Source organism: Flavobacterium gossypii (assembly GCF_014138495.1).
Taxonomy (GTDB): Bacteria; Bacteroidota; Bacteroidia; order Flavobacteriales; family Flavobacteriaceae; genus Flavobacterium; species Flavobacterium endophyticum.
Genome location: NZ_JACJIS010000002.1, coordinates 287,189 through 305,014, shown reverse-complemented (window position 1 = coordinate 305,014; position 17,826 = coordinate 287,189). Strand labels below are relative to the sequence as shown.

General features: G+C 38.5%; 13 protein-coding genes. 6 read left to right on the top strand and 7 right to left on the bottom strand.

Annotated elements, in window-relative coordinates:
* Nucleotides 1–31: 31 nt before the first annotated feature.
* The 6 genes from GGR22_RS11305 to GGR22_RS11280 all read left to right on the top strand — a co-directional run bounded on the left by GGR22_RS11305 (nt 32) and on the right by GGR22_RS11280 (nt 10,941).
* Nucleotides 32–3,031 (top strand): T9SS type A sorting domain-containing protein, encoded by a 3,000-nt coding sequence (locus GGR22_RS11305; protein ID WP_182493753.1) that lies wholly within the window; start codon nt 32–34, stop codon nt 3,029–3,031.
* A 91-nt stretch (nt 3,032–3,122) separates the two neighbouring features.
* Complete coding sequence (locus GGR22_RS11300) at nt 3,123–6,887, top strand: T9SS type A sorting domain-containing protein (protein WP_182493752.1); 3,765 nt, start codon at nt 3,123–3,125, stop codon at nt 6,885–6,887.
* Nucleotides 6,888–6,976: 89 nt separating this feature from the next.
* Nucleotides 6,977–7,975, top strand: a complete 999-nt coding sequence (locus GGR22_RS11295; protein WP_182493751.1) for a glycosyltransferase — start codon at nt 6,977–6,979, stop codon at nt 7,973–7,975.
* A 6-nt stretch (nt 7,976–7,981) separates the two neighbouring features.
* Nucleotides 7,982–8,566, top strand: coding sequence for a dephospho-CoA kinase (gene coaE, locus GGR22_RS11290; protein ID WP_121376541.1), 585 nt, complete (start codon nt 7,982–7,984; stop codon nt 8,564–8,566).
* 71 nt (nt 8,567–8,637) lie between these two features.
* Entirely contained in the window at nt 8,638–10,221 is a 1,584-nt protein-coding gene (locus GGR22_RS11285; protein ID WP_182493750.1) for a sensor histidine kinase, read from the top strand.
* Nucleotides 10,222–10,224: 3 nt separating this feature from the next.
* The gene (locus GGR22_RS11280; protein ID WP_121376539.1) at nt 10,225–10,941 is read left to right on the top strand and encodes a response regulator transcription factor; all 717 of its coding nucleotides are present in this window, start codon (nt 10,225–10,227) and stop codon (nt 10,939–10,941) included.
* A gap of 41 nt (nt 10,942–10,982) precedes the next feature.
* Here the strand turns inward: GGR22_RS11280 and GGR22_RS11275 are convergent, their stop codons facing one another.
* The 7 genes from GGR22_RS11275 to GGR22_RS11245 form a co-directional block, all read right to left on the bottom strand.
* A complete protein-coding gene (locus GGR22_RS11275; RefSeq protein WP_182493749.1) occupies nt 10,983–11,723 on the bottom strand; it encodes an acyl-[acyl-carrier-protein] thioesterase in 741 nt (246 codons plus the stop codon).
* 18 nt (nt 11,724–11,741) lie between these two features.
* Nucleotides 11,742–12,662, bottom strand: a complete 921-nt coding sequence (miaA, locus tag GGR22_RS11270; RefSeq protein ID WP_182493748.1) for a tRNA (adenosine(37)-N6)-dimethylallyltransferase MiaA — start codon at nt 12,660–12,662, stop codon at nt 11,742–11,744.
* Nucleotides 12,659–13,477, bottom strand: coding sequence for an ion transporter (locus GGR22_RS11265; protein WP_220477653.1), 819 nt, complete (start codon nt 13,475–13,477; stop codon nt 12,659–12,661). Before GGR22_RS11265 ends, miaA begins: the two co-directional genes overlap by 4 nt.
* A gap of 40 nt (nt 13,478–13,517) precedes the next feature.
* Nucleotides 13,518–14,879 (bottom strand): exonuclease domain-containing protein, encoded by a 1,362-nt coding sequence (locus tag GGR22_RS11260; protein ID WP_182493747.1) that lies wholly within the window; start codon nt 14,877–14,879, stop codon nt 13,518–13,520.
* Between the two features lie 51 nt (nt 14,880–14,930).
* Nucleotides 14,931–15,593 (bottom strand): YggS family pyridoxal phosphate-dependent enzyme, encoded by a 663-nt coding sequence (locus tag GGR22_RS11255; RefSeq protein ID WP_182493746.1) that lies wholly within the window; start codon nt 15,591–15,593, stop codon nt 14,931–14,933.
* Between the two features lie 11 nt (nt 15,594–15,604).
* Complete coding sequence (locus GGR22_RS11250; protein ID WP_182493745.1) at nt 15,605–16,822, bottom strand: DUF1015 domain-containing protein; 1,218 nt, start codon at nt 16,820–16,822, stop codon at nt 15,605–15,607.
* A 92-nt stretch (nt 16,823–16,914) separates the two neighbouring features.
* Nucleotides 16,915–17,802 (bottom strand): 3-hydroxybutyryl-CoA dehydrogenase, encoded by an 888-nt coding sequence (locus tag GGR22_RS11245; RefSeq protein WP_182493744.1) that lies wholly within the window; start codon nt 17,800–17,802, stop codon nt 16,915–16,917.
* Between the last annotated feature and the right edge of the window lie 24 nt (nt 17,803–17,826).

The window sequence follows — 17,826 nt, the reverse complement described above, 5'->3', positions numbered from 1 at the left end:
TTGCAGTGTATTAACTAAACTATTAAACAGTATGAAGAAACTTTACTTATTGCTTGTCATGCTTTGCTGGCAAGTTAATTCGCAAACGCTCAATCAATCGGCAGGCTGGCCAAACCCAGCCTGGACGATTACTGGGAGTTACAATTCGGCTGCTGCCGCTTTTGAATCCGATCCAAGAACAACTGCAAGTTTTGCGTATGACGACGACGATGCCGGAAATCCGCACGATGATAGCATTGCAGCAGAATCTCCGGTTATTGATTTGACACCTGCTTTTACGGCAGGAGAAACCACATTAGAAATAACGGTGCAATACGGCTACTATTATTTGGCTAATGATGTCTTAAGATTTGAATATTGGAATGCAGCGACATCTGCGTGGGTTCCTTGGGGGACAAGCAGTATTCCTGGAAATAATACAATAGTGACAGATAATTTTTGTTCGATTACAAAAACAACTTATCTAACTGAGGGGCTTAATATTTCTACTTTTACGCCAGCACAATTGACAGGGTTTAAATACCGCATATTTTACGATGATGATATTGCAACTAGTGATTGGAATTATGGCTTCTGTTTCAGCTCTCCAACAATACGTTCCATAGCTTGTGGAGCTCCAACCGGACTTGCAGTTTCAGGAGTTGGTGCTGGTGGTGCCACTCTTGCTTGGGATCCTACTTTGGGGGTAACAGGATTTGAATATGTTTTAAATACAACAAGTGGCGATCCAACTGGAGCTGGAACACCGACAACAGCAACTACTTTGTCTCCAACCGGATTGCCTGCAGGTACAACGCATTATTTTCATTTAAGAACTATCTGTGCTACTTCTCAAAGTCCATGGAGAACAGTTTCGTTCACAACTAGCCCTGCTAACGACAGTTGCTCAGGAGCTATAACGTTGACCGTAAATGCAAATTTATTGTGTACTGTAAAAACATCAGGAACTCTTGAATCTGCAACGGATTCGGGTGAGCCAAACGGAGGTACTGGTACGCCAGACGATGACGTATGGTATAAGTTTGTCGCTACAGGAACTACACATAGAATAGAACTTTCTAACGTAACAGGAAATGTAACTGATTTAGTTCATGAAGTACTAGAAGGAACTTGTGGTGGAGGTCTGATAAGCTGGAGTATTAGTGATCCTAATATAAGCACAGTAAGCGGCCTAACAGTTGGGAATACGTATTATGTAAGAGTATTTAGTTATGGCTCTGCAAATAACCCTACGACTGATTTTGATATCTGTATAGGTACATTTCCACCCCCTCCTGCTAACGATGAATGTTCAGGGGCTATTTTACTTACTGCAAATACAGATGCGAATTGTGCTATCGTTACACCTGGAAACTTAACCTCTGCTACAGATTCTAATGAGGGAGATCATGGTGTAGGAACACCTAACGATGATGTCTGGTTTAAATTCGTAGCAGCCCAAACAGAACATAGAATTTCGCTTCTAAATGTGGGAGGAACACCAACAGATCTTGTTCATGAGTTATTAGAAGGAACTTGCGGCGGTGGTTTGACCAGTATGAATGTTAGTGATGCTGACATGAGTACTGTAGGAGGATTGACTGTAGGAAACACGTATTATATAAGAGTCTTTAGTAATTCGTCAAATACAGGAGCTACAACAACATTTAATATTTGTGTTGGAGTGCCTCCAATTGGAGCGGTTTGTGAAAATCCAATTGTTATTGCCGGCTTGCCATACACTACTACTGATAATACCAACCTTTATGGTGATGATTATGATTTCCCTAATGGAGGCGAATCAGGTTGTGCCGGTACATCAAATTATTATTTGAATGGTGATGATGTTGTGTATGCTTATACACCAACAGCAAACCAGTCGATCAATATCAGAATCCCGAATGCTCCAGCTTGGTCTGCAGTTTTCGTTTATACAGATTGTAGCGCAATAGGAACAGGAGCTGTTGCTTGTGCTGCTGGAAGCGGTTCTGGAAATAGAGAAATCAATCAGTTTTCTGTAACAGCTGGTACTACATACTATATTGTTCTTTCAACTTGGCCATCACCGCAAAGTTTTGCCTATACGATGAATATTACAGTAAATACTTGTATTTCTCCAACTGTAGCATTTACTAGAACATCAAATTGTGCTGTTTCGCCAGGATTCTTTGTAAATGCTAATATATCTAGCTTAGGATCTGCAACTTCTGTGACAGTTACTGACAATCAATCTAGTCCATCTCAGCAAGTAACAGCTACAGGAAATGTTCAGTTTGGACCTTATGCTAACGGAACATCTGTTGTCCTTACCGTAACAAATAATCAAGATGCAAGCTGTGTAGTAACAAGTACAGCTCAAACTCAAGCAGCTTGTCCTCCTGTGAATGATAATTGCGCTAATGCTGTAGCAATAACTCCTACTGGATCTTTCGGAAGTGTTACTGACGGAACAAATTTGGGTGCTACTGCGAGTTCTACAGAAACGGTACCTACAACATGTAATGGATATTCTGGTGGCGACGTATGGTTCTCTGTTGTCGTGCCTCCTAGCGGTAACTTGACAATTGAAACAGGAGCTTCTAGTACTAGTGCGCCTCCTTTAGATACTGTAGTTACTGTGTATTCAGGAGCCTGTGGTTCATTAGTCCAAGTAGGTTGTGATGACGACGGAGCAGCAACAGAAGCTTATTCTTTAGTTACTTTGACTGGACAGACACCAGGTTCGACATTGTATTTGAGAGTTTACGAATATTCAAATGATGGTACTGGAACTTTTGGTATTTCAGCATATGATACTTCATTAAGCACTAACTCTTTTGACAATGCAAGCTTTAAAGCCTATCCAAACCCTGTGAGGAATTTACTGAATCTTTCATATACTGAAAACATGTCGGATATTGCCGTATTCAATCTTCTTGGCCAGCAAGTCCTTTCTAAAAAGGTCAATGCTACTGAAAGCCAAATCGATATGTCGACTTTGACTAGCGGTACTTATTTGGTAAAAGTATATGTAGGCAATCAAGTGAAAACACTAAAAGTGGTTAAACAATAATAACCTGATTATCAAAAATATTTTTAAAAGCCACCAATTTTGGTGGCTTTTTTTATACTTTCGTAAAGTATTATCCCCAAATAAGTAACACATGGAAAAACACTACTTTGATTCCATCTATCAAAGAACAAAGACCTTAGGCTTTCTAAAAATTGTATTGTTCTTCATTTCCATAAACTCCTTTTCCCAGACCGTATTGATTAACCCAAATTCTGACGGCGGATTTGAAAATGGAAATACCTTCGCTTCTAACGGATGGACCGCCATCAATGCTTCGACCGACAGCTGGAATATTGGAAACGTTCCCATGGCAGGTGCCGGAACTAACTGCGCTTTTGTTTCCGCTACAGGTGGAGCTACCTGGCAGTATTCACAGACCAGTTCAGTCATTCACTTATATAAAGAAATAACCATTCCTGCTAACGAACCTAAAATTGCGCTTTCTTTCCGATGGAAGGCCGGAGGCGAAGGGACGGGAGCTAATGATTGGGACAATATGAAAGCCTTTTTGGTTCCAGCTTCTTACAATCCTGTCGCAGGAGTTCCGATACCGCCAACGTATCAAGTAGGTACTTTATATAAGCTGAGTTCGACCAATTGGAATACAGCCACTATTACTCTAGCCATTGTGCCTGGCACATCTTATAAGCTGGTATTTAGCTGGAAATCCGATATCCTTGATGTCGTAAATCCGCCGGCTGCTATCGATCAAGTTTCGATGATCTCGAATCCGCCTGGCAATTTTACATCTATAGCTTCAGGAAACTGGAACGTTCCGGCTACGTGGGATGCAAACGCGGTTCCGACTAGTGCAGACAATGCGATTATTGCTACAGGTACTACGGTAACGCTGAACGCGAATAATTTAGCGATAAATGATCTTACGGTTAACGGTACTCTAAATTATGCGGCGGCAGCGGTAACGTTTGCCGTAAAAGGGAACTTGCTGGTGAATACTGGAGGAAATCTAGATGCCTTTGCCGGTACGGTAGGCAAAAGCCTTGTAGTTTCAAGGAATTTTACAAATAATGGAAATATTGACCTTTCAAAAGGAACAGTACTTACAAATATCTTGACGTTCGACGGTATCATTCCGCAGACGGTAGGAGGAACAGGAACATTTACAAATAATGTCATCCGAAATCTTACCTTCAACAATTCATCATCAGGTGTTATTACTTGGAATTTTAACGATATCAGGGTTGGAGGCAATCTTACTTTCACCAAAGGAAAAGTCGCTTTAGGAACTAACACGCTGATTCTTGGCACAGGTGTGACTCAAGGAACAGGGAACAATGGTATCGGAGCACTCGTTTATACTTCTGGCGGATTTGTATCTGGAACCTTTTCTAGATGGTGGGCGAATACGGCTACAGGGACAGCATTGACTGCCGGAACCCAGCCGACGGCTGCTTTAGGCCGATATCCTTTTATTAGTAATTCAGGAATTAATAGGGCAGCCTATGTTCAGCGCGTAACGCCTACTGTGGGCGGACAAATTGCTTGCCGTTATGTAGATGCTCCGGCAACTTCTGCTTCGTCAATCTCAGATGCAGGCTATACTCTTGATTCAAGATATGATGGAAATTGGACGTTCTCAACTCTGGGAACCGTTCCTGTTTCGGCAACCTACAACATTGCGCTCATCGGACAAAATGCTTATCTAGCTTCAAATGGAAACAGTAGAATTGTAAGAGTTGCTTCAGCATTGGAAGGCACACATCTAAACGGTACAAGCCTACCTGTCGGACAGCGTACAGGACTTACGCTTGCTCAACTAACCCAAGCACCTTTGTATTTAGGAGTTTCTTTTGCCGATACTCCCAATTTCTCTATTGCTAGCGGAAACTGGAACAATGCTTCGATCTGGAGCAAAGGAAACGTTCCGAACTGTACAGAAGCTGTCAGTATTGCTTCAGGACACACCATAACTGTAAATTCTGCTGGGAATGTATGTAAAAACCTTACCGTGTCGTTAGGGGGGACTCTATCTGTTTCTGGAGGAGATTTGGTCGTTGGCTGTACAGATAATAATAATTCTTTAAATATTCTGGGCGTTTTCAATGTAACGGCTGGAACTGTGAATGTCAATGGAAACATTGCCACATCATACGGTTCTGTATTTTCGCAAAGCGGAGGCAACATCAACGTTGATGGAAATTCAGGTACGATAGCGACAAGTGTTCCGAATGGTACGCGAATCATCAATATTATCCCAGAAGATTCCGAAAGCTTAAATTGGACAGGAGGAACGTTAACGATTGTGGATCCTCATGCCTCAACAACAGCCAACGATGTCTTAAGGGTCGACGGTACTTTTGAAGGTTCTGTAAACGTTACGGCCGGACATACTATTCGATTTGGAAATGGAGTCTCAACACAGGCTGGTGGTAACGCAACGAATGGTTTTAGGGTGAATGGCTGGGCTACAGTCACAGGATTGCCTTTAGGAAACGTAATTGTTGAAGGCCCTGCAGGAGTAAACCGCCATTTGACGAGTACGTATCAATTTCCTGTGTACGGCAACCTGACGATTAATGATGGTGCCGAATGCCGTATTCCTACAATCTATTTGAACGGTAATGCTGTAATCAATCCTGGAGGGATACTTACTTCTACGACTGGATTCTTCTTTGTAAATACACGATTTATTAATGATTCTACGGTATCTTTCAACCCGAGCCTTAATCCGCAGCAAATCACGAACAACGGAACGATTAGAAACCTGGCAGCAGCTCCGACAGCGAATTTTTCAAATGTCGTAGCGACTAACGGAAATGCATCTGGAGTAACTCTAAATTCGCCTTTGTCTTTAAGCGGTACCTTAAGCTTGAATGAAGGAAAGCTAAATACTTCAAATACAAATCTGCTTACCGTCGGAACAGCTACAGCGGCTGGAGATATTGCAGGAGGTTCTGAAACAGCTTTTATCAATGGTCCGTTAGTAAGAACATTTGCTTCTAATAGAACTTCATTAGGAACATATTCAGGTGCGACGCTATACCCTGTCGGAAAAAATAATAGCTACTTGCCATTTTATGTGGATCCATCAACTTCAAATGGTGCATTGCAAATAAAAGGCGAAGCATTTGCCACTAATTCAGGAACTTTTCCTGCAAATGTTTCGGTACTTTCTAACAATCGTTGGGAAGCATCGGTTGTTTCAGGAAATAGCAATTTTTTAAATGCAAATGTGAGGATTACCGATGCAAGCATTGCTTCGAACAGCAAAATGTTGAAATCTGCTACGGCTACTGGCGAATATGCTGTTTTCTCACCAGTTTCAATACCATCGTCTGGAAGCTTGACAACCTATTCTCCGATTATGGCTGCTGATTTTACAGGCTATTTTTCACATGGGCAAATAATTTGTACAGGAACTGTGTTGGCGCCGACGGGCACTGCAATCCAAGATTTCGTGACTGGGCAGACCTTGGCGGATTTTGTAGTTAACGGAACGGATATCATCTGGTATGATGCTGAGATTGGCGGAAACATTCTTCCGCTGTCTACATTGATTGTCAGCGGTGTCACTTATTATGCTTCTCAAACCATAAATGGCTGTGAAAGCAGTACCAAGCTGGCGGTTACAGGCGGCATCAATTTACAGAGAGAAGATTTCGAATCTATCGCTTTTAAATACTTCCCGAATCCTGTAGAAAATACGTTGAACCTTACATCTTCAGAGAATATTGAGTCGGTAGAAATTTATAACTTTTTAGGACAGAAGGTTTTTTATACAACATTCAATGCGATGGAAGGCGAAGTAGATTTTTCATCGCTATCTAAAGGGACTTATATTTTGAGAGCCAAAATAGGCGAGGTGGTAAAAAATGTAAAAATCGTCAAGAAGTAGATCATGCTAAAATAACAAAAGAGCCATCCTCAATCAAGGATGGTTTTTTTGTTTATAAAAGTTATCTTTGTTACAGTTTAAAAACCGTTATGAAATTTTCTTTTATAATTCCTGTTTACAATCGTCCAGACGAAATTGACGAACTTTTGCAGAGCCTGACTCTGCAAGAATACGATCAAGATTTTGAAGTTGTGGTAATTGAAGACGGATCGACCGTGCCTTGTAAAGAGATTACAGATAACTATCAAGACAAGCTGAATATTTCGTATTACTTTAAAGAAAATTCCGGGCCGGGCGATTCAAGGAATTTCGGAATGAAGAACGCAAAAGGAGATTATTTTTTGATATTAGACTCTGATTGTATCCTTCCGCCTGAATATTTATCCGAAGTACAGAAAGCCCTTGAAATTGATTATGTAGATTGTTTTGGCGGTCCTGATAAGGCATTAGACAGTTTTTCTGATATACAAAAAGCCATAAATTTTTCCATGACGTCTTTTTTGACAACAGGAGGAATTCGTGGCGGTTCAGAGAAAATAGGAAAGTTTCAGCCTAGAAGTTTCAATATGGGATTGTCCAAAATAGCCTTTGAAGCCAGCCAAGGTTTTGGAAATATCCATCCCGGTGAAGACCCTGACCTTTCTATCCGACTTTGGAAAATGGGCTTTGAGACGAGACTATTCCCGAACGCTTATGTCTATCACAAAAGAAGAATCGATTGGTCAAAATTTTACAAGCAGGTTAATAAATTCGGAAAAGCCAGGCCAATCTTAAATAGCTGGTATCCTGAATACAACAAGCTCACTTTTTTCTTCCCAACGCTTTTTTTTCTAGGATTTGTTGTTTCACTTCTCTTCTTGCTTTTCGGGATATCGATCTTCTTGATACTATATGCCCTTTATTTTATAGCCATACTGGTTGTTTCGACATTTGAAAGTAAAAGCTTGAAAATTGGATTCTTTTCACTTTTTGCCGTAGCTACACAATTTTACGGTTACGGAATAGGCTTCCTGAAATCTTTCTGGAACATCATCTTGCTTAAGAAAAAACCGCAGGATGTATTTCCGGAACTGTTCTTTAAAAATTAAAAGATTATGACAAAAATTATTGGCTTGACTGGAGGAATCGGGAGTGGAAAAAGCTCCATCGCCCAGCATATAGAATCGCTGGGAGTTCCAGTTTATATTGCTGATATCGAGGCGAAAAAAATACTCGAGACCGATGCAGTAATTGCCAAAGTTGTTGCCTTATTTGGAGAAGATATACTAGATAAAGAAAAAATAGATAAAAAAAAGATCGCAGCATTGGTTTTTCAAGACCCCGAAAAACTTAGAAAATACAACAACATCATTCATCCCGAAGTCTTTCTGCATTTCCAAAACTGGGTAAAACAGTACGAAAATCTTCCTTTAGTCGTAAAAGAAGCCGCAATACTTTTTGAAAGCGGAAGCTATAAAGATTGCGACAAGATTATTTTAGTCACAGCTCCAAAAGAGACTAGAATCAAGAGAGTTATGAAAAGAGATGGCGTTTCAAGAGAAGCTGTCGAACAGCGAATGGCACATCAATGGGACGATGAAAAGAAAAAAGCCCTTAGCGATTTTGTAATTGAAAACATCGATTTGGCGAAAGCTAAAGAATCTGCAGAAAACATAATTTCCGTATTAAGAAATCAATAATTTATGAATTAGATGTTAATGTTTGGTTAATGTATTTATTGATTAAATGTTAAAATGTTAATTTTGTTTCGATGAATAAGACATTGTTTCGCTTACTGGTTGTGTTGATGAGCCTATCTTTGATAGGAATTATTTTGGTTCAGTTATATTTGATTAATACATCTTTCAAGAATAACGAAGAGCAATTTAAATATCATGTACAACAAGTAATAGGAAATGTTTCAGAGAAATTAAAGCAGCAGGAAACATATACTATTGTTAATCAGTATAATATATTAAGAGATAGCATTGGAAAAGACCCAAATCCAAGCCAATTGCTAGATTTTGTTCTTGTACAGAAAAATAAGGTTACCAACGAGACCATTATTTATTCAAACAACATTATTGCAGAAGATTATAATATTAATCTGACGTTCTTTGATAAGAAAAAAGATTCAGTAAAAGCCCAAAGTTATATTTCTAAGCGTCGGACTGAAATATATTCAGGCAAACCGATTGACAATTCAGGAATCCAAAAAAATACGACTCCCGATATAACAATAGAAAAATCTGGAAATATCGAAATGCTTGAAAGAGCACAATTTGATATGTTTTATAAAGATATTGCTGAAACAAAACCTTTGAAAGACAGGGTTTCCAAAGAAAAACTGCAAAAGATGTTGCAGCAAGAATTAAAGCAATACGAAGTAAAGACACCTTTCGAATTTGGTATTTACAGCGATGGCCTTGCGACAAAAATAAGGTCAGACAATTTTAAATTTGATAAGAATTCAACTTTTCAAACGCCGATTCTGACTGATAATGATGGGAAAAGCAAGTACCAATTGCTGGTAAGCTTTCCGGAGAAAAAGAAATTCTTATTCACAGATTTGGTTGGCATTACCATTTTGTCGATAACATTTACCCTGATTATTATTATTGCTTATGCCAGCGCCTTGAACCAATTGATAAAACAGCGCCAGATTTCTGAAATCAAGACCGATTTTATCAACAACATGACGCACGAATTTAAGACGCCTATCGCAACCATAAATTTGGCTTTGGATGCGATCAAGAATCCTAAGATAATTGAGGACAAAGAAAAAGTCCACCGCTATCTGCAGATGATTCGAGACGAAAATAAACGAATGCACGCCCAAGTCGAAAACGTTCTTAGAATTTCTAAGCTAGAAAAGAAAGAACTTGAAATTAACAAGGACCCAATTGATGTCCAGACCATAGTGGAAGATGCTGTAGAACACGTGAATCTGATCATTGAAGACAGGCAAGGAATCATAAATACGCATTTTAATGCGACAAGAACAACAACATTGGTCAACGATGTTCACTTTACAAACGTAATCGTCAACATTTTAGACAACGCAATAAAATATTCGCCAGAAGCCCCGATTATTGATGTTTATACCGAAAATGTCAAAGATTTTATCCTAATCAAAGTAAAAGACCAAGGACAGGGGATGAGCAAGGTGGCGCAAAAAAGAATCTTCGAGAAGTTCTATAGAGAACATACTGGAGATTTGCACAACGTAAAAGGCCACGGTTTAGGATTGGCCTACGTAAAAAGAATTATAGACGACCACAACGGTCAAATATTTGTTGAAAGCGAAAAAGGGAAGGGCAGTACCTTCATTATAAAATTACCACTAATTAATTAAGCTATGGAAAATGTAAACAAGAAAATCCTCCTAGTCGAAGACGATCCAAACTTCGGTTCTATTTTGAAAGACTATTTGAATCTGAATGATTTCGAGGTTACCTTGGCTAAGAACGGGATGGAAGGTTTCGAGAAATTTAAAAAAGATACTTTCGATTTGTGCATTCTTGACGTAATGATGCCTTACAAAGACGGATATACTTTGGCTAAAGAAATCAGAGAAAAAAATAAAGATATTCCGTTAATCTTCTTGACAGCAAAGTCAATGAAAGAAGATGTATTGAAAGGATACAAAGTTGGAGCTGATGATTATTTGAATAAGCCTTTTGATTCAGAAGTATTGTTGATGAAAATCAAGGCGATTATCCAAAGAAAAGCGTCTGACAGCAAAACAGATAATACTAAATTTGAGTTCCAGATTGGAAACTTCCACCTGAATTCAAAACTACGTTTCTTGACATTCAAAGATGAAGAGCCAATCAAACTTTCCCCAAAAGAGAATGAATTGCTTAAAATGCTTGCTGTTCATGAAAACGACTTAATGCCAAGAGAATTGGCGCTTACAAAAATCTGGAGAGATGACAACTATTTTACTTCAAGAAGTATGGATGTTTATATCGCCAAACTAAGAAAATACTTAAAATCTGACGAAGATGTTGAAATTTTAAACATTCACGGTGAAGGTTTTAGACTTGTAGTCAAAAATAAAGTTTCAGAATAAGAGAGAAAGCTTCAAGAAATTGGAGCTTTTTTTTTGACTTTTTATTTCCAGTTTAATTCTAAAGCAAAGCAAGTTTTGCCTTCTTTTGCTATTGAATAAATAGATTTATTGTCTAATGAGGTCTCTTCGATTGAAACCTCATCACCAAGAACCAGCTCCTTCATGAAGTTCATGTCGAAACTTTTTAAGTCCTGCTTCAATATGGATTTAAAATTGACCAAATCCAAGCACCATTCTAGATATTTTACATTATTGACATGATTGACGATATCCAAATCAGAAAGAACTACTTTTCTTTCGCTGGCATTTTTCATCTCCTTTGGAAGGTCTATCTTTTTTACTCTTTCTTCTGTTGAAAATTTTGTAGCGTATTTTTCGAAATGCTCGTGCGGAAGCGCCAAAGGTTCAGGCCTGCGTAACTTTGTATTGAAAACAGCCCAATACGTTTCGCACCCTATGATTTTCTTTCCACCAACATACATTTCTAAGGCTCTCACCGAGCGGGAGTTTTCTAAAGAAATGATCCAGGTTTTTACGGTTACGACATCTTTCCATTTAGGCAGCGACTCGATTTCAAGCTTCATTCGGCTCAATACCCAAGCTTGATGAAATTCCTGCATGTCAGTAAAACTGATGCCTCCAATTTCAGCATGATCGCCAGCTGTCAATTGCAATATGTTGCACAAGTCAGTATATTTTAAATAACCGTTTGGAGTGCATTGCGTAAAATTGAGTTCCCAGTCTTTGCTGAAAATAGAAGTGAAATTCGAAGCTATTGGCATTTTAATTGGGTATTATTATCAAGAAATAGAATTCTTTATATAGTTTAAGATATCTTCAAAATCTGTTTTGTAATCAAACCATTTTGCGTTTTCTGTTCTTTTGAACCACGTCATCTGGCGTTTTGCAAATCTGCGAGTATTTTTTTTGATTTCTTCGATAGCAAAATCAAGATTAAAATCTCCGTTAAAATAACTGAATAGTTCCCTATAGCCTACTGTCTGTAAGGCATTCAAGTTTTTGTTCGGGTAGAGTTTTTTGGCTTCTTGTACCAAACCAGCCTGTATCATCAAGTCTACGCGAAGGTTGATGCGCTCGTACATTTCGTGCCTTTCTGCTTCCAGTCCGATGATGATTGGAGTGAAATTTCTGTTATTTTTTTTACGATTCAAAAAAGAAGAATACGGTTTTCCAGTTCCGATGCAGACTTCGACAAAACGCATCATCCTTTGTGGATTTTGCAATGTCTGCGGATTTTCATTCGAAATCGTATCGAAATAGGCTTTGTCAAGTCTTTCCAGTTCTTGTTGTAGATAACCGATCCCTAGTTTTTCATAGCTCGAAATAATTTCTTCTCGGACAGTTGGGTCAATTTCAGGGAAACTGTCAAAACCTTTCAGTATAGCATCCACATATAAGCCAGATCCGCCGACCAAAATTGCATAGTCGTTGGTTTTATATAGCTTGTCTAGCTTGTCAATGGCCTCTCGTTCAAAATCGCCTACCGTATAGTTTTCAAAAATCGATTTATTCTGTATGAAATGATGCGGAGCTGAGTCTAGTTCTTCTTTTGAAGGAACGGCGGTACCAATTGTCATTTCTCTGAAAAACTGCCGTGAATCGCACGAAATGATTTCGCAATTGAATTGTTTTGCCAGCTTGATGCTCAAAGCCGTTTTGCCGATTGCTGTGGGTCCGATGATGGTAATTAGATATTTCATAAAGTATGTCCGCAATGATAGCAAAATTTTGCATCGTCCCTATGGTGGTCGGCGCTGCAGTTAGGGCAGACCTGAGTGTTTTCGTGTACTTTTCTGTCCTTGGACATAAATTCTGCGGTAACCAATCCTGTAGGAACGGCAATAATTCCGTAACCCAAAATCATAATAATCATCGAAACAAATTGGCCAAAAGGTGTTGCAGGAGTTATATCGCCAAAACCAACAGTCGTTAGTGTAACGATTGTCCAGTAAATACTCATTGGAATGCTTGTAAATCCATGTTCAGGACCTTCGATCATATACATAATCGTTCCTAAGATGATACACAATACGATTACGCTGAACAGAAAAACGGCAATTTTCAGACGGCTTTTCTTTAGGGCAACAACTAATTGGTTGGATGCGCCAACAAAATGGGCAAGCTTTAGGATTCGGAAGACCCGTAATAGCCTTACTGCTCTAAGTGAGACTAAGAAATGCCATCCAGGGAAAAGCAGGTCAATATAGGCAGGCAAGGTCGCCAAAAGATCTATGATTCCATAGAAACTGAAGATATATTTGAGCGGACGCTTGACTGCAATTATCCTTCCGATGTATTCCAAGGTGAAGAAACCCGTAATAATCCACTCAATGATTGCGAGTTCGGTTCCGTATAAAAATCGTATCGAAGCCACGCTTTCAAGCATTACAGAAATAATACTTACTATAATAAGCAGAAGCAGAATAACATCGAAGAGTTTTCCAAAAGGAGTGTCGGCCTCATAAATAATTTCATGAAGTTTTTTTCTAATTCTTTCTATTCTAGTGATTTCCAAATCAGGTTTTTATCGGATTATATCAAATTTACTAAAAGTCTTAAAAAGATAGTGTTTTAAAGACTTTCTTTTTTCGGAGATAGCTTAAAATTATATTTTTAGAATCGCGATTGCTGTCCATCGGGATGATGATGTTTTTCAAAATTTCGATATTATTCACCTGATAATTCAAATCGAAGAAAGCATAACCCTTGAAAGTACCATTTTCAATCAATACCGCGCTTCTTTCTTGGATATTTCTTCCTCGATCGATGATAATCATATTCTGATTCTGGTATTCGTTATTTTCGAAAAAATCTTCAACACGACGGTTGTATTCTTCAGGAGATTCTTTTCCGATACAGGCACCGTTGCATTGATTAAGCTCGAAAGGAAAGCAATGTGTCTTTACGGCCTCAAGGCTGTTAATCTTTTGGCAGAGTCTATAGTTATCTGTAATCTTAAATAAAGCGCTCTGTGCTTCGGCATGGCTCGCAAACGAAGCCAGCTCTTTCTTTCGGGCATCGGTCTTTTGCATTTTTAAAGAGAGATAGCCTTCTGTGCCTTTTTCAAGATACAACGACCATGGAAAAATGGTTTTTTTTAGCGATCGATTGTATTTTGGTTTATTGACTTTAATTTCTTCGGCTTCTTTTAAAAGTGCAATCAATTCGCTTCCGGTTTCTTCGTAAGTGACGTCAAAAACCTCAAGTTGTATTTTTTTTGATTTTGTGGAGCCGTTCGTAAAATGCTGGTTGACGCGTTTTTTGATATTTCTGCTTTTCCCGATATAAATCAGGTCGCCATTTTCTTTATGGACATAATAAATTCCTGTTGTAGAAGGAAGTCCTGATACTATATCTAGAAGTTTGGGCGCCAGTCCTTTTTCGACTTCTGTTTTGATAAAGCTTTTGACGATTTCTTTTTCAAGATCTTTAGCCAATAGCATTTTGAAAAGCTTTACGGTTGCTAAAGCATCGCCAGAAGCACGATGTCTGTCGGCCATAGGAATCCCGAGCGCACGCACTAATTTTCCTAAGCTGTAGGAAGGCTGTTCAGGAATTAGTTTTTTGGATAATTCTACCGTACATAGATTTTTACGCTGAAAATCATAGCCAAGGCGTGAAAATTCTGTGCGAAGAATTCGGTAGTCAAATTGTGCATTGTGGGCTACAATCACACAGTCTTCTGTTATTTCTATAATTCGTTTGGCAACCTCATAAAACTTTGGAGCGCTGTGAAGCATGGCATTGTTAATACCTGTCAATTTCACTACAAAAGGCTGAATTGTTTTTTCAGGATTGACAAGGCTGATGAATTGGTCTACAATTTCGTGTCCGTCAAATTTATAGATAGCAATTTCGGTAATTCCTTCTTCATTATACTGGCCTCCAGTTGTTTCTATGTCTAATATTGCGTACAAATTCTGATTTAAGTTTATTATGACAGCTCACAATCGTGCAAGCCATTTAAATTAGCGTGTTCCAAAGATACTACTTCCAATCCGAACCATCGTGCTTCCGCAGTCGATTGCCAGCTGATAATCGCCAGACATTCCCATGGAAAGTATTTTTAGATTGCAGTTTTCTGATTTTTGAGTTGGAGCCAGGCTATTAAAAATCGATTTCAAATGCAGAAATTCTTTCTTGATTTGTTCTTGATTGTCTGTGAATGTTGCCATGCCCATCAATCCTGTAATTTTTATATTTTGTAACTTTTTAAAAACTTCCGATTGCAGCAAATCATTTAGTTCTGTTTCGTTTAATCCGAATTTTGTTTCTTCTTCGGCAATATGAATCTGCAATAGGCAATCAATAACTCTATTGTTTTTTAGAGCCTGCTTATTGATTTCCTCTAATAATTTTAAGCTGTCAACGCCATGCACTAACCTCACAAATGATGCCATAAATTTGACTTTGTTCGTTTGAACGTGGCCAATCATGTGCCATTCAATGTCTTTTGGCATCTGTTCAAACTTTTCGGCCATTTCTTGGATCTTGTTTTCTCCAAAAATACGCTGTCCTGCTTCGTAGGCTTCCATGAGGTCGGAAACTGGTTTTGTTTTTGAAACAGCAACGAGCGTTACATTTTCAGGAAGCGAAGATTTTATTTCGAGAAGGTTCTTTTTTATTGACATTTTTTTAATCTTTATATTTCATAAACCACCAATCCGCTTCGAAACTTCGGATCGATATACGTACTTTTCGGAGGCATGATCAAATTGTTATCCGCCAATTCCTTTATTTCTGAAATATCTGTCGGGAAAAGCATAAAGCCTAATTCAAATTCACCTTCATCAATGACTTCTTTTATGGTAACAATAGATTGTTTTCCAGGGATATAATCGATTCGTTCGTCGTTTCTAAGATCTTCAATACCCAATATTGGGTTAAGTACCTTTTCATATAAAATTTGCGCATCGAGACTTTCCAAAATAGAGGTAAAGCTGTGTTCGTCTTTTAAAGTCAAGGAATAAAACTCTCCATCAAGATACATTCCGAATTCAAACTTTTTGGTCGGTTTCCACAATTCCTGTTCTTTATTTTTAATCCAGAAGTCGTTGGATAATTTGGAAAGAAATTCTTCTTTTGAATGTCCGTTTAAGTCACGTATGATTCGATTGTATTCGTATATTTTTACATTGCTTTCGGCTATCAGAAAACTCATGAAATAATTCAGGTTTTCGTTACCAGAAGCTTTATCTTCTTCGTATAATAATTCGGCAGAAGCCGAGCGGTGATGCCCGTCGGCGATATACAAGTCGCCAATTTCTTGAAATTTTTGCTGTAGCCAAACTATTTCGTCTGGGTTGTCTATTTTCCAGAGAATGTGCTTTTCTCTTTTTGTTGTTGAAAACTCATAGAGCGAATCGCTTTGCTTTTTTTCTGCAATCCAATTGGTTAATTCGGAATTATCAGGATACGTAATCAAGACGGGTTCTGTATTAAAGCCCGTCCTGTGAAGATAATCTTTGAATAATTCTACGCGATATTGTAGCGTATCTTCATGTTTTTTGATGACATTATTTTGGTAATCTTCAATACTGGTTCCGGCAATTATTCCTGTGAAAGTCTGTGTTTTTGTTTCGATTTCATAAATGAAAAAGACTGGCTTTTCTTCTTTGATCAGGACAACTTCTTCCTTAAAATCATTGTATTTTTGGGCAACAAGCTTGAACCTTTTTTCAAGTCCGATTTTCTGCTGGTTTACATAAGCCGGATTCAGGACATGGAGAAACGAAAACGGATTAAAATCCAATTGCGAGGCCAGTTCAGCTGGGGAATATTCATCGTAAGAACGTGACGTCACCAGACTCACTTTGTCGCGTGTTGGCCGAACTGCTTTAAAAGGAATAATTTTTGCCATATTGAGTCAAAAAGTCTTAAAGTCGAAAGTCTTAAAGTCTTAAAGTCGAAAGCATCACACTTTTGACTTTAAGACTTTCAAACCTTATACTATTATATAAATTGCTTTGCTACTTTTTCAGCTTTCTTACTTTCTGAATAGTCATAGAAACCTTCTCCTGATTTTACTCCTAATTTTCCAGCGCGAACCATATTTACTAATAACGGACATGGAGCATATTTTGGATTCTTGAAACCGTCATACATTACGTTTAAGATAGCAAGACAAACGTCAAGACCAATAAAATCGGCTAATTGCAAAGGACCCATTGGATGCGCCATTCCCAATTTCATCACGGTGTCGATTTCATAAACGCCGGCAACACCGTTGTATAGAGTTTCGATAGATTCATTAATCATCGGCATCAAGATTCGGTTAGCCACAAAACCTGGGTAGTCGTTAACTTCAACTGGAACCTTTCCTAGTTTCATAGACAAATCCATAATGGTTTTAGTTACCTCATCCGAAGTATTGTAGCCACGGATAATTTCAACCAGTTTCATAATCGGCACAGGATTCATGAAGTGCATTCCGATAACTCTTTTTGGGTGTGAAACTACTGCACCGATTTGCGTAATAGAAATCGAAGACGTGTTTGTTGCTAAAATGGTATTATGTGAGCAAGCATCATTTAATTGCTTGAAAATATTCAGTTTCAATTCTACGTTTTCAGTAGCGGCTTCAACCACTAAATCTACTCCAACGACACCGTCTTTGATATCCGTATAGGTAATGATATTGCCGATGGTTTTCATCTTATCGTCTTCAGTAATGGTTCCTTTCGCAACCATTCGGTCCAAATTTCCGGCGATTGTGGCCATTCCTTTGTCTAAAGATTTTTCAGAAACATCTATCAATTTTACTGTAAATCCGCTTTGTGCAAAAGTGTGAGCGATTCCGTTACCCATGGTTCCGGCTCCGATTACGGCTATGTTTTTCATTTTTATGTAAAGGTTTGAAATTTA